Raw genomic sequence first — 21,745 nt, 5'->3', positions numbered from 1 at the left:
CCTGTGGGGCTCAGAAGCCCCAGGACCAGCCGCCGTTGCCTTCCAGGGTGCCGGGGCGGAAGACGATGGTGCCGGTGGTGAAGCGGGTGTCGAGCACGATGCGGCCCCGGTAGGTCTTGCCCGCTTTGCTGAGCACCGGCAGGCGGTCGGTGGTGGGGTAGCACTTGTCGGCGGCCGGGGTGCGGACGTCGGTGTCCTGGGTGTTGTCGGGGCCGAGGACCTTGAAGTCGGCGGTGTTGAGGTCGGTGAGGGTGGTGCCGTCGTAGTTGGGGCCGGTTTCGGCGGTGATGGTGATCGCGACGAAGTGGCCGTTGGTGGCCTTGGTGCGGGACTTGGCGGTGCACCTCGGGTCGACCTGGATCTTGTCGAACTGGAAGGAGACCATCAGGCCCAGGGCGTCGTCGCGGATGCCCGCCGGTTCGCCGAGGCGCTTGGGGAGGAGGGTGACGACCTTGGCCGTGGGGGTGGGGGCGGCCGAGGTGGGTGTGATGCCCGACATGGTGGGGTCGCCCTCGACCGTGGTGGTGCAGGCCGCCGTCAGCGCGGCGGCCGCCGCCGCAAGCAGGACCGGCCTGGCGCGCACGGGTGCCTCCCCTCGCGTTCGCGGTACCCATTCTCCCACGTCGCGGTAGTTTGGCGAGGTGGCAACGGTTTCCGCACTGGTGTACTACCCGGTCAAGGGCTTCGCCGGGATCGCGCTCGACGAGGCCGAGGTGACCGGGACCGGTCTGCTCGACGACCGGTTGCTCATGGTGGTATCGGCTGATGACGGTGTTTTCTTGAGCCAGCGGACCCACCCGGCGATGGCCGCGGTGCGCCCCGCCCCGGTGCCCGGTGGCCTGCGGCTGGCCGCGGGCGGCACCGACGTGGAGATCGAGATCACCCCCGACGGGCCGCGCCGGGCGGTCAGCCTCTTCGGGCACTGGTTCGGTGAGGGCGTCGACCAGGGTGAGCGGGCGGCCGAGTGGTGCTCGGAGGTGCTCGGTGCCGCGGTGCGGCTGGTCCGGGTCACCCCGGAGCACGACCGCGACGGCTGGGGGCTGCACCCGGGCAAGGTCGGCTTCGGCGACGCGCACGCCCTGCTGCTCACCTCGGAGTCCTCTTTGGACTCGCTGAACGGGCGGATCGCGGCCACCGGCGCCGCCCCGGTGCCGATGGACCGCTTCCGCCCCAACGTCGTCGTCACCGGCTGGGCCGAACCGCACACCGAGGACCGGGTGCGCCGCCTGCGCGTGGGCAGCGCCACCCTGGGCTACTCGACCAGGGCGATCCGCTGCGCGGTGCCCACCGTCGACCAGCGCACCGGGGTCCGGTCCGGGCCGGAACCCGTGCGCACCCTGGCCGCCTACCGCCGCGAACCGGAGTTCGGCAACCGGGTCAGCTTCGGCGCCAAGCTCGCCGTGCTGGCGCCAGGCGCGGTGGCGGTCGGCGACCCGGTCACCGTCGACGAGTGGGGCGCGGCGGTCAGGACCGGATCAGGTCGGCCGCCTTCTCCGCCAGCATGATCGTCGGGGCGTTGGTGTTGCCGCGCGGAATGAGCGGGAAGACTGAGGCGTCGACCACGCGCAGGCCCTCGACGCCGTTGACCCGCAGGGCCGGGTCGACGACCGCGGCCTCGCCGGTGCCCATCGAGCAGGTGCCAACCGGGTGGTACAGGGTCTGCGTCCAGGTGCGGATGTGGTCGGCCAGCTCCGAGTCGGACAGGTCGTCCGCCCGGTCGGGCAGGAACGGGGAGACCAGGTAGCGGCCGATGCTCGGCTGCCGGGCGATGTCCCGCAGCATGCGGGTGGCGGCGATGGTCGCCTCCAGGTCCGCCGGGTCGGCGTAGTAGGCCGGGTCGATCAGCGGGCGCCAGCGCGGGTCGGCCGACCGCAGCCGCAGGGTGCCCCGGCTCTTCGGGGCGACCAGGGTGGTGGCGGAGGTGAAGCCCTTGGCCGTGGGCTCGCGCATGCCGTTGTCGTAGAACATGGTCGGCGCCACGTGGAACTGCATGTCCGGGGCGTCGAGGCCGTCGCGGGTGCGCACGAAGCCGCCGCCCTCGCCGATGTTGGACGACAGCGGGCCGCGGCCGAGGGCCTGCCACTGCAGGAGCCTGCCGGGGGTGACGAAGTCGGTCATGTCGCTGGTGCCCCTGGTGGTCCAGATGACCGGGGACGCCGGGTGGTCGTGCAGGTTCTCCCCGACGCCCGGCAGCGACACCGCCACGTCGATGCCCAGTTCGCGCAGGTGCTCGGCGGGCCCGATGCCGGAGAGCATGAGCAACTGCGGGGAGTTGACCGCCCCGCCGGAGAGCAGCACCTCCCGCTCGGCGCGCACCACCGACGTCTGCCCACCGCTGAGGTATTCGACGCCGACCGCGCGGCCGCCGTCGAGGACCACGCGGGTGCTCAGCGCGCCGGTGCGCACGGTCAGGTTCTTGCGCCCCAGCGCGGGCCGCAGGTACGCGTCGGCGGTCGACCAGCGGCGGCCCCGGTGGCAGGTGACCTGGTAGAGGCCCACGCCCTCCTGCTCGGCGCCGTTGAAGTCGTCGTTGCGCTTGAGCCCGGAGGCGACCGCGGCCTCCACCCAGGCGGTGGTCAGCTCGTGGGTGTAGCGGCGGTCCTCCACGTGCAGCGGGCCGTCGGTGCCGTGCAGCGGGCCGCCGAGCCGGGTGTTGCGCTCGGCCCTGGTGAAGTACGGCAGCACGTCGTCGTGGCCCCAGCCGGTGGCGCCGTGCGCGTCGCGCCAGGTGTCGTAGTCGGCCCGGTTGCCCCGGATGTAGATCATCGCGTTCATCGACGAGCAGCCGCCGAGGGTCTTGCCGCGCGGCCAGTACGCCGAGCGCCCGCCCATGTGCTTCTGCTCGACGGTCTCGTAGTTCCAGTCCCACCTGGTCTTGAACAGCGACGAGAACGCGGCCGGGATGTGCAGCTCGTCGGCGTCGTCCGGCCCGCCCGCCTCCAGCAGCAGCACCGAGGTGCCGGGGTCCTCGCTCAGCCGGGCCGCGAGCACGCAGCCCGCGCTCCCCGCCCCCACGACGACGTAGTCGAACGATTCCCGAACCGCCACGTCGGCCTCCTCGCCACCGGGGACATCACCCCTGATCCTGCCCCTTCCCGGCGCCGGGGGACAGCCTCACTCCCCCGCGGACCCGCCCAGCGCGGCCAGGACCTCCTCCTCTTCCGCCCGGGACAGCCCGGCCTTGCGCTCCCGGTCGAGGCCCAGTTCCCGCTCCCGGTCCAGGGCGCCCGCCACCGCGTCCACCAGCGCCCGCGGCGTCAGCCCGGCGGCCAGCGCCGGTCCGGCGTCGCGGGCGGTCATGTACCGGTGCGTGGCGGGCAGCCACAGCGGCAGCGAGCGCGGCCCGCCCCACGGCGCGACCCGCAGCTCGGCCAGCCGCCCCTCGGGCACCCGGACGAACTCCACGTCGCCGCCCACCGCCTCGGCGACGTCGGCCAGCAGGTCGAGCAGCCCACCGGCGGGTCCGATGCCGTCGTACACCCCGGTGGTGCCCTTCTCCCCGGCGTCGACGATCCAGGCCGCGAGGTCGCGCACGTCCACGTACTGGGTCCGCAGGTCGGTGTCGGGCACCACCACCCGGCCGCCGCGGGCCAGCCGCGCGGGCCAGTGGCCGAACCGGTCGGACTCGTCGCCCGGCCCGGTGATCAACCCGGCGCGCACCACGAACGACCGGTCCGCCCCGGCCGCCCGCAGCACCGCGTTCTCGCTGGCCACCTTGATCGAGCCGTATCGGTCCGGGTCGTCGCCGAGGGTGTCGCGGCTGCCGTGCTCGGCGCGCGGGGGCAGCAGCGGGTCGCCCACCCCGGTCGGCGGGACGCCGAAGTCCGCGTACGCGCTGACCGAGGACACGAACGACCAGTGCCCGACCCGGTCGGCCAGCGCCTCCAGCGCCCGGCTCACCCAGTCGTAGGAGATCGGCGCGACGTCGACGACGGCGTCGAACCGCTCGCCCGCCAGCGGGGCCAGCCCGTCCGGGGCGTCCCGGTCCACCTTCACCAGCCGGGCCCCGGGGGGCACGTTCCCGGCCAGCCCGCGGGCGGCGCACACGACCTCGTGCCCGCGCGTCACCGCCTCGGCCGCCACCGCGCGGCCGAGGAACCGCGTTCCACCCAGAACAAGGAGTCGCATGCCCTCACCCTGTCCCGGGCACCGGCGGGCACGCCAGTCTTCTCGCCGGCAGCGAACATCGAACGCACGTTCGAGTGATGTCGGGCGCGGGAGGTGGCGCCCGGGTGCTGAGCGGGCGTTCACTGGTGTGGTCCCAGCAGGGTGTCGGTGGTGCGCGTCACCGTCGGGCGGCCGGGTCGGAAGAGTGAACCCCCAGGTCAGGTACGCTTCTGCGGTACCGGCCCCGCGAAATTCAGGAGCAGCCAGCCGTGCCCCGAGTCGTCGTCGACGTCATGCCCAAGCCGGAGATCCTCGACCCCCAGGGACAAGCCGTCGCGCGCGCGCTGCCCCGCCTGGGGTTCGACGGCGTGTCCGATGTCCGTCAGGGGAAGCACTTCGAGCTGGAGGTCGACGACTCGGTCGACGACGCCACGCTGGCGAAGATCGCCGAGGGCTTCCTGTCCAACCCCGTCGTGGAGGACTTCGTGGTCCGGCGGGTGCAGTCGTGAGGGTCGGGGCGGTCACCTTCCCCGGCACCCTCGACGACACCGACACGCTGCGCGCGATCGCCGCGAGCGGCGCCGAGGCGGTGCCGCTGTGGCACGGCGACGCCGACCTGCGCGGTGTCGACGCGGTGGTGCTGCCCGGCGGCTTCTCCTACGGCGACTACCTGCGCGCCGGTGCCATCGCCCGGTTCGCCCCCGTCATGGGTGAGGTGGTCGACGCCGCCCGCAAGGGGATGCCGGTGCTCGGTATCTGCAACGGCTTCCAGGTGCTGTGCGAGGCGGGCCTGCTGCCGGGCGCGCTGCTGCGCAACGCCGGGCTGCACTTCGTCTGCAAGGACCAGTGGCTCAAGGTGGAGAACAACACCACCGCCTGGACCTCGCGGTACGAGCCGGGCGCGGAGATCATCATCCCGTTGAAGAACCAGGACGGCCGGTTCGCCGCCCCCCGGTCCACTGTGGACGAGCTGGAGGGCGAGGGCCGGGTGGTGTTCCGCTACCTCGGCGACGACCCCAACGGCTCGCTCGGCGCGATCGCCGGGATCAGCGACAAGACCGGCCGGATCGTCGGCCTGATGCCGCACCCCGAGCACGCCATCGACGCGCTGACCGGTCCGTCCGACGACGGCCTCGGCATGTTCCTGTCCGCCCTCGACAGTGTGGTGGCCTCATGATCGACACGGTCGACAACGCCAAGAACACCCCCGACCAGGAGCAGCCCTACCGCGAGCTGGGCCTCAAGGACGACGAGTACGCCCGCGTCCGCGAGATCCTGGGCCGCCGCCCCACCGACGCCGAGCTGGCCATGTACTCGGTGATGTGGAGCGAGCACTGCTCCTACAAGTCCTCCAAGGTGCACTGGCGGCACTGGTCGGCGAACACCACGCCGGAGATGCAGGCCAAGATGCTCGCGGGCATCGGCGAGAACGCCGGGGTGGTCGACATCGGCGACGGCTGGGCGGTCACCTTCAAGCTCGAGTCGCACAACCACCCGTCCTACGTCGAGCCCTACCAGGGCGCGGCGACCGGCGTCGGCGGCATCGTGCGCGACATCATGGCCATGGGCGCCCGCCCGCTGGCCGTGATGGACCCGCTGCGCTTCGGCGCCCCGGACCACCCCGACACCCGGCGCGTGCTGCCCGGGATCGTCGCGGGCGTCGGCGGCTACGGCAACTCCCTCGGCCTGCCCAACATCGGCGGCGAGGTCGTGTTCGACAGCTCCTACCAGGGCAACCCGCTGGTCAACGCGCTGTGCGTCGGCGCGATGCGTGCCGAGGACCTGCACCTGGCGCACGCCACCGGCACCGGCAACAAGGTCATCCTGTTCGGCGCCCGCACCGGCCTCGACGGCATCGGCGGCGTGTCCGTGCTGGCGTCGGAGACCTTCTCCGGCGACGAGGGTGGTACCGGTCGCAAGAAGCTGCCCGCCGTGCAGGTCGGCGACCCGTTCACCGAGAAGGTCCTCATCGAGTGCTGCCTGGAGCTGTTCCGCGAGGGCATCGTGGTCGGCATCCAGGACCTCGGCGGCGCCGGGCTGTCCTGCGCGACCAGCGAGCTGGCCAGCGCGGGTGACGGCGGAATGGTGGTGCGGTTGGAGAAGGTGCCGCTGCGCGCCACCGGCATGACCCCGGCCGAGGTCCTCTCCAGCGAGTCGCAGGAGCGGATGTGCGCGGTGGTCAAACCGTCCGATGTGGACGCGTTCATGCGGGTGTGCGCCAAGTGGGACGTGATCGCCACCGAGATCGGTGAGGTCACCGACGGCGACAACCTGGTCATCACCTGGCACGGGGAGACCGTCGTCGACGTGCCGCCGCGCACCGTGGCGCACGAGGGCCCGATGTACTCCCGGCCCATCGCCCGCCCCGCCGACCAGGACGCGCTGGTCGCCGACGGCCCGGAGAAGCTACCCCGACCGTCCACACCGGACGAGCTGCGCGCGCTGGTGCTGCGGATGGCCGCCTCGCCGAACCTGGCCTCGCGGCGCTGGGTCACCGAGCAGTACGACCGCTACGTGCGCGGCGGCACCGTGCTCGCCCAGCCGTCGGACTCCGGGATGATCCGGGTCGACGAGGAGACCGGGCGCGGCGTCGCCCTGGCCACCGACTGCAACGGCCGGTTCGTCAAGCTCGACCCGTACACCGGCACCCAGCTCGCGCTGGCCGAGGCGTACCGCAACGTCGCCGTCTCCGGCGCCACCCCGCTCGCGGTCACCAACTGCCTCAACTTCGGCTCGCCGGAGGACCCGGCGGTCATGTGGCAGTTCGAGCAGGCGGTGCGCGGGCTGGCCGAGGGCTGCAAGGAACTGGGCATCCCGGTCACCGGCGGCAACGTCAGCTTCTACAACCAGACCGGCACCACGGCGATCCTGCCCACCCCGGTGGTCGGCGTCCTCGGCGTCATCGACGACGTCCGCCGCCGCATCCCCACCGGGATCGGCGCCGAGGCGGGCGAGACGCTGCTGCTGCTCGGCGACACCCGCGACGAGTTCGGCGGCTCCGAATGGGCGCACGAGGTGCACGGCCACCTCGGCGGCACCCCGCCGAAGGTCGACCTGGCCCGGGAGAAGGTGCTGGCCGACGTGCTGCTCGCGGGTTCCCGCGACGGCATGGTCTCCGCCGCGCACGACCTGTCCGACGGCGGACTGGCGCAGACCCTGGTCGAGGCGTGCCTGATCGGCGAGGTCGGCGCCCGCGTCTTCCTCGACCCGGACCAGGACCCGTTCGTGCAGCTTTTCAGCGAGTCCGCGGGCCGCGTCCTGGTGGCGGTGCCGCGCTCGGAGGAGCTGCGGTTCACCGAGATGTGCGTCGCCAGGGGCCTGCCGGTCCGCCGCACCGGGGTGGTCGACCCCGAGTCGGACGCGCTGGAGTTGCAGGACATCGCCACCATCCCGCTGCCCGAGCTCCGCGAGGCCTGGGAGGGCACCCTGCCCGCCCTGTTCGGCTGATCAGCCAAGCGGAAGGCCCCCGACCTGGACCAGGTCGGGGGCCTTCCGCTTGTTCCCGCCGGAACAAGCCGACGCGTGGTGTTCCCGTCGGAAACGGCCGTCAGCGGTGCTTGTTCCCCTCGGGAACGGTGGTCAGCGGCGCCTGCCGTGCAGGAGCGTGATCAGCTTGGCCACCTGGGCGTCGACCTTGGCGCCCCGGGCGAACGAGGTCAGCGTCAGCGGGGCGGTGAACCGCTGCCGGGTGATGGCCTTGGCCCGGCCGAACTCGCGCAGCCCCTCCGGGCCGTGGATGCGGCCGAAGCCGGAGTCGCCGCTGCCGCCGAACGGCAGCGACGGCACCCCGGCGAAGCTGATCACCGAGTTGACCGAGGTCATCCCGCTGCGCAGCTTCCTGGCCAGCTCCATGCCCCGCGCCTTGGCGAACACCGATCCGCCCAGGCCGTACTTGGAGTCGTTGGCCTTGGCCACCGCCTCGTCCATGTCCCGGACCTTGGCGATGGTCAGCGTCGGCCCGAAGGTCTCCTCGCGGACCGCCGACGCGTCCTCCGGCACGTCCACCAGCACCGTGGGCTGCACGTACTTGTCGCCCACCGAGTCGGCGCCGCCGACCACGGCCCGCCCACCGGCCGCCAGCGCCTCGGTGATGTGGCGGCGGATGATCGCGAGCTGCGCGGGCATGGTGATCGGGCCGATGGCGGCCGAGTCGTCGTAGCCGGGGCGGACCGCGCCCGCCTTCTCGGTGACCGCGGCGACGAACCGGTCGTAGACCTTCTCGTGCACGTAGACACGCTCGATGCCGGTGCAGGTCTGGCCCGCGTTGGACATCCCGCCCCAGACCGCGCCGTCGGCGGCGGCGTCGACGTCGGCGTCCGCGTCGACCAGCATGGCGTCCTTGCCGCCCGCCTCGATCAGCACCGGGGTCAGCGTCTCCGCGCAGGCGGCCATGATCTTGCGGCCGGTGGCGGGCGAGCCGGTGAAGGCGATCTTCGCGACCCCCGCCCGGCACAGCGCCGCGCCGGTCTCGCCGTAGCCGGTGACCAGTTGCAGCACCGGCTGCTCCGGCACCGCCTCGGCGAACGTGCGCACCAGCCACTCACCCACGCCGGGGGTGTACTCGCTGGGCTTGAACACCACGGCGTTCCCGGCGGCCAGCGCGTACGCGATCGATCCCATCGGCGTGAACACCGGGTAGTTCCACGGCCCGATCACCCCCACGACGCCCAGCGGGTGGTACTCCACCGACGCCGCCTGGTTCGACATGAGCAGGCCGGGCGAGCGGCGGTGCGGGCCGAGCACCTTCTTGGCGTTCTTCGCCGCCCACGCCGTGTGGTCGATGGCGAGGATGATCTCCAGCATCGCGTCCGCGTGCGGCTTGCCGGTCTCGGCGTGCACCACGTCCGCGAGCTGCGCCGCGCGCCGGGTCATGGTGCCCTTCCAGCGCTGCAACCGTTCGGCCCGGCCCGCGAAGCCCAGCGAGTCCCACCACGCGGCGGCGGCCTCGGCCCGGCGCACGGCGGCCTGCACCTCCTCGGCCGTGTGGACCGGGTGGGTGCCCACCACCTCGTCCGTGGCCGGGTTGAGCGACTCGAAAGTGGTCTGCTTCGACTGCACGCTGGTCATGCCTCCAAGCTACCCAGCGGTAATCCGGGTGGCGATACCATGACGGGTATGAAGGTGACGCACTTCGGGCATTCCTGTGTGCTGCTGGAGACCGGCTCGGCGGCACTGCTGATCGACCCCGGGGCGTTCTCCTCCGGTTTCGAGGACCTGCGCGACCTCGACGCCGTGCTGGTCACGCACATGCACGCCGACCACCTCGACGGCCCCCGGCTGGCCGAGCTGATGGCGGCCAACCCGCACGCGGAGCTGGTCCTCGACGCCGCCTCCGCCGCCGAGGCCGCCAAGTCCGGGCTGACCGGGCGCACCGTGCGCCCCGGTGACGGGCTGGAGCTGGGCGGGGCGCGGGTCGACGTCGTCGGCGGTGCGCACGCCGAGATCCACCCGGAGATCGAGGTCCCGCCGAACCTGGGCTACCTGGTCGACGGCGGCGCGTTCTACCACCCGGGCGACTCGTTCTTCGTGCCCGACCGGCCGGTCGACGTCCTCGGCCTGCCCACCGGCGCCCCCTGGCTCAAGCTCGGCGACGCGGTCGAGTTCTTCCGCGCCGTCGCGCCCCGGGTCGCGGTGCCCATCCACGAGCAGACCCTCAGCCGGGCCGGGATCGACATGTCGCACCACCGGTTCGCGGGCCTGGCCCCCGAGGGCGCCGAGGTGAAGGTGCTGGCGCTGCGGGAGACCACGGCGGTCTGATCCACCGGGTGGGGTGAATCCGGGGGTTTTTCCGATCCCGGGCGTCCCGCGCGGCCCGTGCCGCCGTCTGCTGGTGTGACGGGGCGCCCTGCCCCGGGCTGCCCGGCCCGGGAACGCCCCCAGAGTCGTCCGGAGGACATCGTGTTCCTGCGTTCCCACTCCCGGCTCCGCCGCGCGGCCACCGCCGTCGCGCTCGGGGTCGGACTGATCGCCGTGCCCGCGACACCCGCGGTCGCCGCCCCGACGAGCCCCGCCACGGCCGACGCCGCCGCAGCGGGCCTGCGCTCCTACCTGGTGATCACCGCCCCGAACGGCACCGGCGGCGCCAAGACCGCCGTGGGCGCCAACGGCGGCACGGTCTACGCCTCCTACGACGCGATCGGCGTCGTCGTGGCGCACTCGGCCGCCGCCGACTTCGCTCCCAGGATGCGCGCGGTGACCGGGGTCCAGCAGGTCGGCGCCACCCGGACGACCGACGTGCCCGCCGCCGCGGCCAACCCGGCCATCCCCGCCGCGCCCGCCCAGAGCACCCCCACGGCCGCCGAGACCGCCCGCGCCGACATGACCCAGATCGGCGCCGACCAGGCCTGGGCGGTCAACCCCGGTTCCCCGTCGGTGACCGTCGGCATCCTCGACACCGGGGTCGACGACCAGCACTACGACCTCAAGGCCAACTTCGTCGCCGCCAAGTCCGCCTCCTGCGCCTACGGCAGGCTCGACACCCGGGCGGGGGCCTGGCGCCCGGTCGGCGACCACGGCACGCACGTCGCGGGCACCGTCGCCGCCGCCCGCAACGGCAAGGGGATGGTCGGCGTCGCCCCGGCCACCACCATCGCCGCCGTCCGCGTCGCCGAGCCGACGACGCAGATGTTCTACGCGGAGAACACCATCTGCGCCTTCGTCTTCTCCGGCGACATGGGCTTCAAGGTGACCAACAGCAGCTACTACGTCGACCCGTGGCTGTTCAACTGCCCTGGCGACCTCGACCAGGCCGCGATCCTGGAGGGCGTCCGGCGGTCCGTCGCCTACGCCGAGGGCAAGGGTGTGCTGAACGTGGCCGCCGCGGGCAACCAGAACTACAACCTGGCCGCCAAGAGCACCGACACCAGCAGCCCGGACGACTCCACCCCGGTCAGCCGCCCGGTCACCACCCCGTGCCTGAGCCTGCCCGCCGAGCTGCCCTCGGTGGTGGCCGTCTCCTCGATCACCTCGTCGAACACCAAGTCCTCGTTCTCCAACTACGGCACGGACAAGGTCTTCACGGCCGCCCCGGGCGACAACGTGTACTCCACCATCCCGGGCGGCGGGTACGGCGCCATGTCGGGCACCTCGATGGCCTCCCCGCACGTCGCGGGCGTGGCCGCCCTGCTGGCCGCCGCCGACCGCACCGCCACCCCGGCCGCGCTCCGGGCGAAGCTGGCCGCCCAGGCCGACGACCTCGCCTGCACCGACTCCCGCTGCGCCGGGACCACCGCGAAGAACAACTTCTTCGGCGAGGGCCGGGTGGACGCCAAGGAGGCCGTGGGCGCCCCGACCGGCACCGGCCCGTCGTTCGAGAACACCACCGACGTCCCGATCCCGGACGCGGGCGCGGCCGTGACCAGCCCGATCACCGCCACGGGCGTCGCAGGCACCGCCCCGGCCACCCTCAAGGCCGACGTCAACATCACCCACACCTACCGCGGCGACCTGGTCATCGACCTCATCGCCCCGGACGGCACCGCCTACCGGTTGAAGAACTCCTCCAGCAGCGACTCGGCGGACAACGTGATCGCCTCGTACACGGTCGCCGCCGCCGCGGGCGAAACCGCCAACGGCACCTGGAAGTTGCAGGTCCGCGACATCTACAGCAGCGACACCGGCTTCATCAACTCCTGGAAGCTCACCTTCTGACCCGACCCCGGAGCCCCGGTCCCGTGCTTCGGGGACCGGGGCTCCGTCGTGCGCCGGGAGGTGATCAGCGCCTGATCGGCTGGGGTGCGACCAGCGCCGCGTAGGTGGCGGGGGTGGCGTTGTTGCCGAGGGCGACGTCCACCGCGTCGAGGACGGCCTGGCGGGGGCCGGGGCGGGTGAGGTCGGTGGCGGCCACGGCCAGGCGGAGGGTGGCCTGGCGGCGGGTGGTGCGGGCGGCGGCGAGGACCAGGGCGAAGCAGCGGAGGGTTTCCGTGCTCTCCCGGCGGCCCGGGGTGTCCCGGTGGCCCAGCGACTGGACCTTCGCGCGGTGGGCCTCACCGGTGCGCAGGTCGTGGACGGCCAAGGCGTCCGCGCACAGGCGGAAGCCCCGGGCGCGCAGCGCGGTCCTGGTGCCGGGGGACGCCAGCCAGCGGGGGCCCGCGAAGCCGTCGGCGGTGAGACCGGCGCGTTCCATCGCGGCCATGGCCGCGGTCAGTCGCAGGCCCGCCTCGTGGGCGGGCAGGGCGGCGAACTCCGGCCTGCGGCCCCGGCGCACCACGCCGGGGTTGGTGGCGTGGTCGGAGCCGTGCATCAGGACCGCGTCGGAGGTGCGGGTGCGAATCCAGGCGAGGGTGTCGGGGGTGGTCAGCCGGGGGGCGACGAGCAGGGTCAGCGGAACGCCGCGGGTGTCGAGGGCTTTGGCGAGGTCGGCGCAGGAGGACAGGGTCCGGGGGTCGACACCGGACAGGGAGACCAGCAGTCGGGCCGTCACGACACCCAGGACACCGCACCGGGGTGTACCCGAGGTGTCGCGGACGGTGACCTAGGCGATCCAGTCCGCGAAATCGCGTCCGGTGACCTGCTCGTAGGCCTGGACGTAGCGCGACCGGGTGGCCGCGACGACCTCGGCGGGCAGGGCGGGCGGCGGGGTGTCGGAGGCGCGGTCCCAGCCGGACTCGGGGGAGGTCAGCCAGTCGCGGACGTACTGCTTGTCGAACGAGGGCTGGGCCGCGCCGGGCACCCAGGTGTCGACCGGCCAGTAGCGCGAGGAGTCCGGCGTCAGCACCTCGTCGCCCAGGACGACCTGACCGTCGCGGAGGCCGAACTCGAACTTGGTGTCGGCCAGGATCACCCCGTGGGTCTCGGCGTGCGCGGCGGCGCGGCCGTAGACCGCGAGGGTCAGCGCGCGGACCTCCGCGGCCAGCTCGGGGCCGATCTCGGCGACCACGGCGGCGTAGTCGACGTTCTCGTCGTGCTCGCCGACCGGGGCCTTCGTCGCGGGGGTGAAGATGGGTTCCGGGAGGCGGGAGCCCTCGACCAGGCCGGGGGGCAGGGCGATGCCGCAGACCGACCCGGTGCGGTTGTAGTCCAGGGTGCCCGAGCCCGCCAGGAAGCCGCGGGCGACGGCCTCGACCTGGAGCATCTCCAGCCGCCGCACCACCAGGGCCCGGCCGCGGACCTCGGCCGGGATGCGCTCGTCGTCCCAGGCCACCAGGTGGTTGGGGACGAGGTCGGCGAGCAGTTCGAACCAGAAGACGCTCATCGCGGTCAGGACGCGACCCTTGTCCGGGATCTCCGACTCCAGCACGAAGTCGTAGGCGGAGATGCGGTCCGAGGCGACCAGCAGCAGGTGGTCGTCGTCGATCGCGTGCAGTTCGCGGACCTTGCCTGCGGCGATCTGGGGATAATCAGCGAGCGTGGGCACGTTTGCGCAGCCTACGGCCGTGATCGGCCGCACGCTCAGCCGGGCGGGACGCAGCCCGCCACGTCCACCCGCACGTCGAACTGCACGGTGGTCTGCCCGGAGGTCGACGTCCGCTTGTCCAGGAACGACGACACGGTCACCGGGTGGCCCGCGATGACCTGCTCCGCGTCGACCCAGGAGCGCTGCCCCGCCAGCTTGGGCTTGACCGACCAGCCCTCCCGGACCCCGGCGACCAGTCGCTCGTGCGCCGGTGGGACATCGGTCGACTCGGGCAGGGTCGTGCTGGTGTCGGCGGCCAGGCGCAGGCCGAACCGGTCGCCATCCTGGCAGGTGGTCAGCCAGGCGGGCGGCGGCTCGTCCGTATCGACCGGGAACAGCGCCGCGTCCAGGTCCACCCCAGCGGCCGCGGCGAACCGCAGGGCCAGGTCCCGGGCGGGCGGGAACACCGCGGTCAGCGCCGCCCGCTGCGCGTCGGTCGGCTCCGGGCGGGAGAACGCGTCGTCGGGCAGGGCCTCGGTGGGTTGGGTGCTGCACCGGTTCGACTCGGCGCGGACCGTGGCCCGGTCGCCGTCCAGGGTGACCGCAAGCCTGCGGTTGTCCCGGCCGGTGAGGGCGAGGGCGTAGCGGTCGGTCCGCTGCGGCTGCCAGCCCGCCGCGACCGCCGCCGCCCGCAACCGGTCGACCCTGGTGGCGGGCAGCGCGGCGTCCGCCCAGGCGAAGACCTTGCTGCCCGGGTCGGCGTCCAGCGCGGCACCGCAGGTGCGGGCGCCGAAGGTGGCGTCGGCGAGCAGGGCGCGCACGGCGCCCTCGAAGTCGGCCGGGACCTCGGCGGGCTGGGATTCGGTGCAGCCCGCCGCCAGCAGCAGACCCGCCAGGACCGACGCCGCGCGCTTCTTCACTGCTTGCGTTCCACCTTGTACTGGTGCGTGTCCACCGAGGTTCCCCCGGTGAAGTTCCCCAGGCCGTCGCGGAAGCGGACGACCGACGGGTCGGTGCTGCCGTCGAGTTGGCGGGCCGCCGCCTCGTAGTTGGCGTCCTGCCCGCCGGGGCCGCTGATGGCGTGGTTGCCGCCCGCGGTGCCGGTCTGGTTGTCGAAGGTGACCGTGGTGCGGTTGTCCGTGGCCGGGTTGTCGCGGGCGTCGAGGTGCGGGACGACGTCGCCGTTGTTCTCCAGCGACAGCACCTGCACGCTGTCGGGGACCGGGATGTTGCCGACCGGTGAGCCCGCGGTGATCACGTGCGTGACGTTGTACTGGCCATTGGTCACGAAGTCGTTGGCGGCGCGGGCGGCGATGATTCCGCCCTGGCTGTGCCCGACCAGCATGACCGGCGCGTCGGCCGGGACGCCCGCGCGTTGCAGGGCCTGGTCGATGCCCTTTTGCAGCACGGTTTCGTTGCCCGCCATGCCGTCGACGTTGACGCCGAAGTCGTTGGCGCTGCCCTTGTCGCCGCCGGGCAGGTTCCACACGTTGGTGCCGGGGACGTCGACGATGTAGCCGGTGATGTTGCCTCCTGCGTCCTTCACCGCCTTGACGTCGATGTTGGACCCCTCGCCGCGCACGTCGGAGTTCTCCGAGTTGCGGAAGTCCAGGCCGTCGATGAGGTCGCCGAGGCCGCCGGGCGGGGTGGTGGCGCGCGGGTCGGTGGCGGTGCCCTTGTCCAGCAGTTGCGCGTCGCCGTCGGGGTAGGCGTCGGCGATCAGGCCGGTGAGCGAGCCCAGGGTGCTCGGGAAGCCCATCGCGCTCAGCGCGCCCGGGGTCATCCCGAGCAGGGTGTCGACCATGCCGGGGTGCTCGACCAGCCAGCGCTGCCAGTCGCCGTCGTAGTTGAGGTGCACGTCGGCGGCGATCACCGCGGCGGTGCCCCCGGCCGCGGCGGCGGTGCCGAGCAGGCCGGTGGAGCCGATCGCCGCACCGGCCAGCCAGCGGCCCGCCGCCAGCGCCTGGGCGTTGAGGTCGTCGGTGAGCTGGTAGGCCTGGTTCGTCGCCTGCAGCGCCAGGCCGCGCAGGCCGATGGCGGCCGAGGTCGCGGTGAGCCCGCTGGGGCCGTCCAGCGCGCCGAGCAGCGCGCCCTCGAACCGGACCAGCCCGGCCGGGTTGAGGATGCCAGAGGCGACGACGTCGGCGTCGGCGAGGTAGCGGTGGCTGGTCATGGCGATCGTCAGCGTCTGGCCCGCGACGTCGTCGGTCAGCCCGCCCATGGCCGCCAGGTCCTCGTAGACCGCGTCGCTGCCGCCCGCGCCGCCCTCGACGTTCAGGTTGGTGACTCCGGGGCCGGTCATGTCAGTGCCTCCGCCACGTAGGGGGCCAGCCAGACCCCGATCTCGTCCCGCTCCACCGGCGCCAGCTCGACGAGCCGCCGGTCCGTGCCGACCGCGGCCGGGCGGATGCCCACCCAGCCGGTGTCGCTGTGCAGCCAGGTCAACTGGGCCGACCGCACCTGGGGCCGGTCGCTGCTCGCGTGGACCACCGCGGTCGCCAGGCAGCGCAGCACGCCGTCGGTGCGGCGCACGACCTCCTGGGCGAACGCCGCCTCCGCCTCCGGCAGCCTGAGCACGTCGAGGACGTGCGCGGCGGCGCCGGGGTCGGCCTCGCGCATCAGGTCGGCGATGCCGAGTTCGTGCAGCGCGTCCAGCGGCACGCTCCCGCGCAGCGGCGCCTCGGTCACGGGGTCGTCCAGCAGCGACCCGAACCCGCCCGCCTGCCACGCCGGGACCGCCCGCACCAGCTCGCGGCCCAGGTCGACCGCGGCGAACAGCGACAGCTCCACCGCCGCCTCCGGCAGCAGGAACAGCGACGCCCCGAGCGCGCCGTTGAACGCGTGCAGGCTGCGCGAGCCGCGGGCGCCGACGGTGGCGGTGGTGTCGATCATGATCCGCGGCGCGGCGAGCACCCGCAGGTTCGCCTCCACCGACGGGTGCACCGTGGTCAGGTCGCCAGAGCCGCGCAGCACGCCCCGGTCGAGCAGCGCCGCGGCCTCGGCCCCGGTGGTGATGTCCGGTGCGGGCGCCCACTCCGGCGGCAGGTCGAACCCCGACTCGGCGACCAGGAAGGCGTACTCCGCCGCGGTCAGCACCAACCGGTGCGGGGCGGTGACCGGCTGGTCGGTGGCGGCGGGCACTAGGACGCCACGCCCTGGGCCCGCATGTACTCGCCCACGTCGAGCCACTGCTTGTCGCCGAACGGCGGCAGGCTGTTCGGCTGGTACTTCCAGCCCTCCCACGGCGGCCGGGGCGGCTGCGGGGAGTCCCCGCCGAAGCCGAGCGCGTCGCCCACCCCGCGGGCCACGTCGGCCACGGCGTTCTTGAAGCTCTCCACGGCCTGGTTGAACCGGTCGATGGCCCCGTTGAACCAGTTCACGACCTGCTCGCCGATCCGCTTGATCGCGGCGATCAGCTCGCGCACCTGCTGCGCGTGCTGCCGCAGCGCCGCGGCGGCGGCGTCCAGCTTGTCCGCGGTGGCGTCGAGCTTCTTGCGGTCGGCGGCGATGGTCTCCCGGCAGCGGTCGGCGGCGATGGACTTCCACCGCATCCCCCGCGCCTGGGTGTCCATGTCCCGGCCGTGCTTGCGGACCTCCTCGGCCCGCTGCTCGATCTGCCCCGCCAACCGGTCCAGCTCGTCCGGGTCGCCGTAGAACGCCACCTGCCACCCCCAGGGGTCGGAACTCCTCGACAGTGGTGGACGGGACCCGGCGCGTTCCGGTTCCCCGTCAACCGGGGGAATCTTCGCCGATCCCGGGGGCTCCGGGGAAGCGCGCGCCGTCGAACTTCGTCGGGCCCAGATACCTGACCCGGGCCAACCGGACGCGCGAGTCGGCCGTGAAGCCGCTGAACCACGCCTTGCGCTCGAAGACCACGTCGTCGGCGTGCAGGATGCCGTGGCTGCGTGCGGCGGTGAACCAGGCGTCGCCGTGCACGTGGCAGCTCCACAGCGAGTTCGACTCGTGCAGGTTCGCGCGCCGCAGGGTCAGCTCGCCGACGACGCGCTCGGAGATGTCGAAGTACTGCAGGTCGGCGCCGGTCAGGTTGAGGTCGTAGTGCGGCGTCCCCGGCGTCTCGTCGGCGGTCCTGGGCAGCAGGTCGGCGATCACCCGCTGCGCGGTCAGCCGCACCTGCTGCTCGCCGAGGTCCACCGCGCCGGACCGGTCGAACGGCCAGCGCAGGTAGGCGCAGCACACGTCGAGCACGGTCTGGGTGTACTCGGGGCGGCTGCGCGCGACGCCCGCCAGCACGTGCAGCGCACCCACCCGCACCTGCCCGGCCGGGTTGCCCAGCAGCTCCACGGCCCTGGCGAAGCGCTCGTCGGCGACGCGCTCGCGGTCGTGCCGGGTGCGCTCGGACTCCAGGTCCTGGCGCAGGCGCTCGACGTCGTGGCGCTGCTCGTCGGTGCGCCGCTTGCGGTCGTTGAGCCACAGCGCGTACAGCGCGACCACGGCGCCCGCGGCGAGGCCGCCGGTCTTGAGCGCCTCGCCGCGGTTGGGGTTCGGTTCGCTCAGCAGCCAGCCCGACACCAGCCCGAGCAACCCCACCGACAACAGGATCGTCGCCGCCAGCCACAGCCGCTCGCCGCGCGAGCGGCGCAGGAGCCCGACGACCCCGGTGACCGCGCCTGCGAGCAGCGACACCGCGCCGGTGATCACGAAGGCCCACATCACGCGGCGGAAGCTACCGGACCCGGGAGCCGCGCCCGCGGCCCCCGGGTCGCGGATCAGCCGTTGGCCATCGCCTGGAGCCGGTCGATCGCCCCGTTGAAGTAGTTCGTGTCCAACGGCGACGAGGTGTACTGCCAGAACGTCCACACGCCCCAGTTGTAGGGCAGCGTGCCCACGCTGGAGCTGTAGCGGGCGACCCACAGCGGGTTGGTGCCCGCGAACGCCTGGGCGCTGCCGACGCACTGCGACCACCAACTGGTGCTGGTGTAGAACACCGCGTCGCGGCCGGTGCGCGCCCGGTAGGTGTTGGCGAAGTCGCGAATCCAGGCCGCCATCGACGCCTGTGACAGGCCGTAGCAGGTGGCGCCGTACGGGTTGTACTCCAGGTCCGCGACCCCCGGCAGGGTCTTGCCGTCGCGCGACCAGCCGCCGCCGCTGGAGGCGAAGTAGTTGGCCTGCTGCGCGCCGGAGGACACGTTGGGCAGGGCGAAGTGGTAGGCGCCCCGGATCATGCCGACGTTGTAGGAACCGGTGTACTGCTGGGAGAAGTACGGGTTCTTGTAGGTCAGGCCCTCGGTCGCCTTGACGTAGGCGAACCGCTTGCCCGCGTTCCAGTGCGCCTTCCAGTCCACATTGCCCTGGTAGCTGGCGACGTCGATCCCGGACAGGGTGGCCTGGACACCGGGGTCGGCGACATCGCCCGCCCGGGTGTCAACGCCCTCGTGCTCGCGGATCTGCGAGCCCATGGTGTGGTTCGTGGTCCGGTCGGCTTCGTCGCCGTCCTGGCCTGCGTTCGCCTGCGGGACGGCGACGAAGAGACCGATGGCGACGGCTGATGCGGCGAGCGCGGCGGCCAAGCCGCGTCTGGTGCCGCGAGCGGTGGACTTCATGGGGAGGTCCTTTCCGAATGCCCTCGAGACGAACAGCTGTACAGGGAGTGGCTGCCCGGATCTCGATTGTTATCGGTTCACCACCCACTTGTCACGCTTTTGTGTGAATTGATCACTGAATATGCAGGAAAGTAGGGGGAGCTGCATTGACGTGCGGTGTCGCACTGGAAAACTCCCCACAAGATCACCTACCCTCGACTCCGCCATGTGATCGGCTGAACGCGGTGGGTGAGCAGCGGCGAAACGACCTGCGAATCCCGCATCCGGGCTGGCCACCCGCCGTTGTACAGGCGAAACTCTTCGACGGACCGCGGAGGGAGTGGTGGTGGGCAGCACGGTGCCGGACGGGACGGAACGGGACGGGGTCTCGGCGTTCGCCGAGGTGTGGGCGGCCGCGCTCGCCGAGACCGGTTACGCGGGCATGGACCAGCGCACCCTGGTCGCCCGGGTGCGCGAGTACACCGAGGTGCTGGCCGAGGCCGTGCGCACCGAGCGGTTCGCGCCGGAACCGGTGGAACGGGTCGGGGTCGCGGTGGTCGAGCTGCGGTTCGCCGCCGCCCGCACGCTGGCCGCCTCCGTGCGGCTGATCGGCGAGGACCTGCTGCGCGCCGTCGGCGCCGAGGGCGACCCGACCGCCGCCCGCCGGGTGCCCGCGGTCCAGGGCGCCTTCGCCGCCGGGTTCACCACCGCCATGCAGGACCGCATCTTCCGCGACCAGGAGGCCATCCGCCGGGCCGCGCTGGACGCCCGCCGCGGCGCGGAGTCGGCGCTGCTGGCCAGCGAGGCCCGCTTCCGCGCCATGTTCACCCAGGCCGCGGTCGGCATCTGCATCAGCGACGCCGACGGCCACGTGATCGAGGCCAACGCCGCCCTGGCCGACATGCTCGGCTACCGGGTCTCCCAGCTTCGCCACATGCCGGTCACCGAGCTGCGCCACCCCGACGAGGACCCGGAGGCGGTCAACTCCCTGGACGCGCTGCGCAGCGGCGAGCGCGACCACTTCCGCGGCGAGCGGCTGCTGCGCCGCGCCGACGGCAGCCCGCTGCGCACCGACCTGTCGGTCAGCCTGGTGCGCGACGAGGTGGGTGTCCCGCAGTTCCTGGTCGCCATGGCCGAGGACGTCACCGAGCGCCACCAGCTCCAGCAGCGCCTGCGCCACCAGGCCGACCACGACCCGCTGACCGGCCTGGCCAACCGCGCCCTGTTCGCCGAGCGGCTCGCCACCGCCTTCGCCCGCGGCGACGACCACCGCGTCGGCCTGTGCTACCTCGACCTCGACGGCTTCAAGGTCATCAATGACAGCCTGGGCCACGACATCGGCGACGAGCTGCTGGTCGCCATCGCCGCCCGGCTCGACCACCTGGTCAGCGCCGAGGACCGCATGGTCGCCAGGATGGGCGGCGACGAGTTCGTGGTCCTGGTGGAGAACAGCACCCGCGCGAACCTGGAGGCCCTCGCGGGCCGCATCCTGCGCGCCCTGGCCGAACCGATCCCCATCGGCGGCCACCGGCTCGCCGTCTCCGCCTCCATCGGCCTGGTCGAGCGGGCCGTCGCCGACGCCACCCCCGCCGAGACCATGCGCGACGCCGACGTGACCCTGTACTGGGCGAAAGCGGATGGGAAGAACCGCTGGGTCGCCTACGACCCGGAGCGCAACGCCCGCGAGGTCGCCCGCTTCACCCTCTCCGCCCGCATGCCCGCCGCCGTGGAGAGCGAGGAGTTCTACGTCGACTACCAGCCGATCGTCCGGCTCAGCGACGGCGCCATGACCGGGGTGGAGGCCCTGGTCCGCTGGGCGCACCCGGAGTTCGGCAGGCTCGGCCCGGACCGCTTCATCGGCCTGGCCGAGGAAACCGGCCTGATCGTGGCCCTGGGCCGCTGGGTCCTGCGCGAGGCGGCGGGCCAGGCCCGCCGCTGGCGCGACCGCTACGGCGACCGCGCCCCGGTGGTCAGCGTCAACCTGGCTGCCCGCCAAACCCAGGAACCCGACCTGGTCGCCGACGTCAGCACCATCATCGCCGCCGCGGGCCTGCCCCCGTCGAGCATCCAGCTCGAGCTGACCGAGAGCGCCATCATGGGCACCACCGGCGGCCCCCTGCGCACCCTCCGCGAACTGGCCGACCTGGGCATCCGCATCGCCATCGACGACTTCGGCACCGGCTACTCCAACCTCGCCTACCTCCGCCACCTGCCGGTGCACGCCATCAAGCTCGCGGGCTCGTTCATGGAGGGCGTCGGCAACCCGCACACCCTCGACCCCGGCGACGAAACCATCGTCACCACCCTGGTCTCGCTCTCCCACGCCCTGGGCCACCAGGTCATCGCCGAGGGCGTGGAGGACTCCGCCCAAGCCGACCGCCTCCGCGAAATCGGCTGCGACAGCGCCCAGGGCTGGCTGTTCGCCAAGGCGGGCCCACCGGGGGAGATCGAGCGCATGCTCGACCAGCAACTCCTCACCGCCCCAGCCCAACGCACCCGCTGACCCGCCCACCAACCCCGCCGAACCCCACCGGCGCAGCAACCGACCACCCCACCAACCGCCGGTCAAGCGGCCAGCCACCCGCAACCTCACCGGGCGCAGCCGGCGACCACCTCACCCACCGCCGGTCAAGCGGCCAGCCACCCCGAACCCCACCGGGCGCAGCCGCCGACCACCTCACCCACCGCCGGTCTGACGGCCCGTTACGCCGAACAACACCGGCGCAGCCGCCGACCACCCAACAAACCGCCGGCCCGGCTACGG

At 73.1% G+C, this 21,745-nt stretch carries 19 protein-coding genes; 7 read left to right on the top strand and 12 right to left on the bottom strand.

Annotation, left to right across the window (positions count from 1 at the left end; translation table 11 throughout):
- Positions 1-10 precede the first annotated feature (10 nt).
- Positions 11-583, bottom strand: a complete 573-nt coding sequence (locus tag DFQ13_RS32325) for a hypothetical protein (RefSeq protein ID WP_035285004.1) — start codon at positions 581-583, stop codon at positions 11-13.
- Positions 584-641: 58 nt separating this feature from the next.
- On the opposite strand from DFQ13_RS32325, the gene DFQ13_RS32320 reads away from it, so the two are divergent.
- Positions 642-1,505, top strand: coding sequence for an MOSC domain-containing protein (locus tag DFQ13_RS32320; protein WP_219994725.1), 864 nt, complete (start codon positions 642-644; stop codon positions 1,503-1,505).
- Here the strand turns inward: DFQ13_RS32320 and DFQ13_RS32315 are convergent.
- Positions 1,465-3,048 carry a GMC family oxidoreductase gene (locus DFQ13_RS32315; RefSeq protein WP_110082549.1) on the bottom strand — a complete coding sequence of 528 codons (1,584 nt, stop codon included), beginning with the start codon at positions 3,046-3,048 and terminating at the stop codon, positions 1,465-1,467. The two genes, DFQ13_RS32320 and DFQ13_RS32315, sit on opposite strands and share 41 nt — an antisense overlap.
- Before the next feature lie 66 nt (positions 3,049-3,114).
- The gene (locus tag DFQ13_RS32310; protein WP_110082548.1) at positions 3,115-4,128 is read right to left on the bottom strand and encodes an NAD-dependent epimerase/dehydratase family protein; all 1,014 of its coding nucleotides are present in this window, start codon (positions 4,126-4,128) and stop codon (positions 3,115-3,117) included.
- A 248-nt stretch (positions 4,129-4,376) separates the two neighbouring features.
- On the opposite strand from DFQ13_RS32310, the gene purS reads away from it, so the two are divergent.
- From purS to purL, 3 genes are read left to right on the top strand one after another with little or no spacing between them, the layout of a single operon-like run.
- Entirely contained in the window at positions 4,377-4,616 is a 240-nt protein-coding gene (gene purS, locus DFQ13_RS32305) for a phosphoribosylformylglycinamidine synthase subunit PurS (RefSeq protein ID WP_035285010.1), read from the top strand.
- Positions 4,613-5,284, top strand: a complete 672-nt coding sequence (gene purQ / locus DFQ13_RS32300) for a phosphoribosylformylglycinamidine synthase subunit PurQ (RefSeq protein WP_110082547.1) — start codon at positions 4,613-4,615, stop codon at positions 5,282-5,284. The genes purS and purQ overlap by 4 nt, the downstream gene beginning before the upstream one ends.
- Positions 5,281-7,554, top strand: coding sequence for a phosphoribosylformylglycinamidine synthase subunit PurL (purL, locus tag DFQ13_RS32295; protein ID WP_110082546.1), 2,274 nt, complete (start codon positions 5,281-5,283; stop codon positions 7,552-7,554). The genes purQ and purL overlap by 4 nt, the downstream gene beginning before the upstream one ends.
- 132 nt (positions 7,555-7,686) lie before the next feature.
- Here the strand turns inward: purL and DFQ13_RS32290 are convergent, their stop codons facing one another.
- A complete protein-coding gene (locus DFQ13_RS32290; protein WP_110082545.1) occupies positions 7,687-9,174 on the bottom strand; it encodes an aldehyde dehydrogenase family protein in 1,488 nt (495 codons plus the stop codon).
- Between the two features lie 48 nt (positions 9,175-9,222).
- Between DFQ13_RS32290 and DFQ13_RS32285 the strand changes: the two genes are divergently transcribed.
- Positions 9,223-9,864 (top strand): MBL fold metallo-hydrolase, encoded by a 642-nt coding sequence (locus DFQ13_RS32285; protein WP_110082544.1) that lies wholly within the window; start codon positions 9,223-9,225, stop codon positions 9,862-9,864.
- Between the two features lie 141 nt (positions 9,865-10,005).
- Positions 10,006-11,757 carry a S8 family serine peptidase gene (locus tag DFQ13_RS32280; protein ID WP_110082543.1) on the top strand — a complete coding sequence of 584 codons (1,752 nt, stop codon included), beginning with the start codon at positions 10,006-10,008 and terminating at the stop codon, positions 11,755-11,757.
- Positions 11,758-11,821: 64 nt separating this feature from the next.
- On the opposite strand, the gene DFQ13_RS32275 is transcribed toward DFQ13_RS32280, so the two are convergent.
- The 8 genes from DFQ13_RS32275 to DFQ13_RS32245 form a co-directional block, all read right to left on the bottom strand.
- Entirely contained in the window at positions 11,822-12,529 is a 708-nt protein-coding gene (locus DFQ13_RS32275) for a DUF2334 domain-containing protein (protein WP_233438683.1), read from the bottom strand.
- A gap of 51 nt (positions 12,530-12,580) precedes the next feature.
- Positions 12,581-13,462, bottom strand: coding sequence for a phosphoribosylaminoimidazolesuccinocarboxamide synthase (locus DFQ13_RS32270; protein WP_110082542.1), 882 nt, complete (start codon positions 13,460-13,462; stop codon positions 12,581-12,583).
- A gap of 35 nt (positions 13,463-13,497) precedes the next feature.
- Positions 13,498-14,361, bottom strand: coding sequence for a hypothetical protein (locus DFQ13_RS32265; protein WP_110082541.1), 864 nt, complete (start codon positions 14,359-14,361; stop codon positions 13,498-13,500).
- Complete coding sequence (locus DFQ13_RS32260) at positions 14,358-15,743, bottom strand: lipase family protein (RefSeq protein WP_110082540.1); 1,386 nt, start codon at positions 15,741-15,743, stop codon at positions 14,358-14,360. Before DFQ13_RS32260 ends, DFQ13_RS32265 begins: the two co-directional genes overlap by 4 nt.
- On the bottom strand, positions 15,740-16,582 hold the full coding sequence (locus DFQ13_RS34300; RefSeq protein ID WP_181400258.1) for an ESX secretion-associated protein EspG: 843 nt from the start codon (positions 16,580-16,582) through the stop codon (positions 15,740-15,742). The genes DFQ13_RS32260 and DFQ13_RS34300 overlap by 4 nt, the downstream gene beginning before the upstream one ends.
- On the bottom strand, positions 16,582-17,103 hold the full coding sequence (locus DFQ13_RS34295) for a hypothetical protein (protein WP_035285031.1): 522 nt from the start codon (positions 17,101-17,103) through the stop codon (positions 16,582-16,584). Before DFQ13_RS34295 ends, DFQ13_RS34300 begins: the two co-directional genes overlap by 1 nt.
- A gap of 67 nt (positions 17,104-17,170) precedes the next feature.
- Positions 17,171-18,112 carry a hypothetical protein gene (locus DFQ13_RS32250; RefSeq protein ID WP_407643246.1) on the bottom strand — a complete coding sequence of 314 codons (942 nt, stop codon included), beginning with the start codon at positions 18,110-18,112 and terminating at the stop codon, positions 17,171-17,173.
- 56 nt (positions 18,113-18,168) lie between these two features.
- Entirely contained in the window at positions 18,169-19,002 is an 834-nt protein-coding gene (locus tag DFQ13_RS32245) for a lysozyme (RefSeq protein WP_110082537.1), read from the bottom strand.
- A 325-nt stretch (positions 19,003-19,327) separates the two neighbouring features.
- Between DFQ13_RS32245 and DFQ13_RS32240 the strand changes: the two genes are divergently transcribed.
- The gene (locus tag DFQ13_RS32240; RefSeq protein WP_233438682.1) at positions 19,328-21,484 is read left to right on the top strand and encodes a putative bifunctional diguanylate cyclase/phosphodiesterase; all 2,157 of its coding nucleotides are present in this window, start codon (positions 19,328-19,330) and stop codon (positions 21,482-21,484) included.
- Positions 21,485-21,745: the final 261 nt, after the last annotated feature.

Source organism: Actinokineospora spheciospongiae (genome assembly GCF_003182415.1).
GTDB classification, from domain to species: Bacteria; Actinomycetota; Actinomycetes; order Mycobacteriales; family Pseudonocardiaceae; genus Actinokineospora; species Actinokineospora spheciospongiae.
The sequence above is the reverse complement of the archived record's forward strand: the minus strand, read 5'-3'. Positions and strand labels throughout refer to the sequence as shown.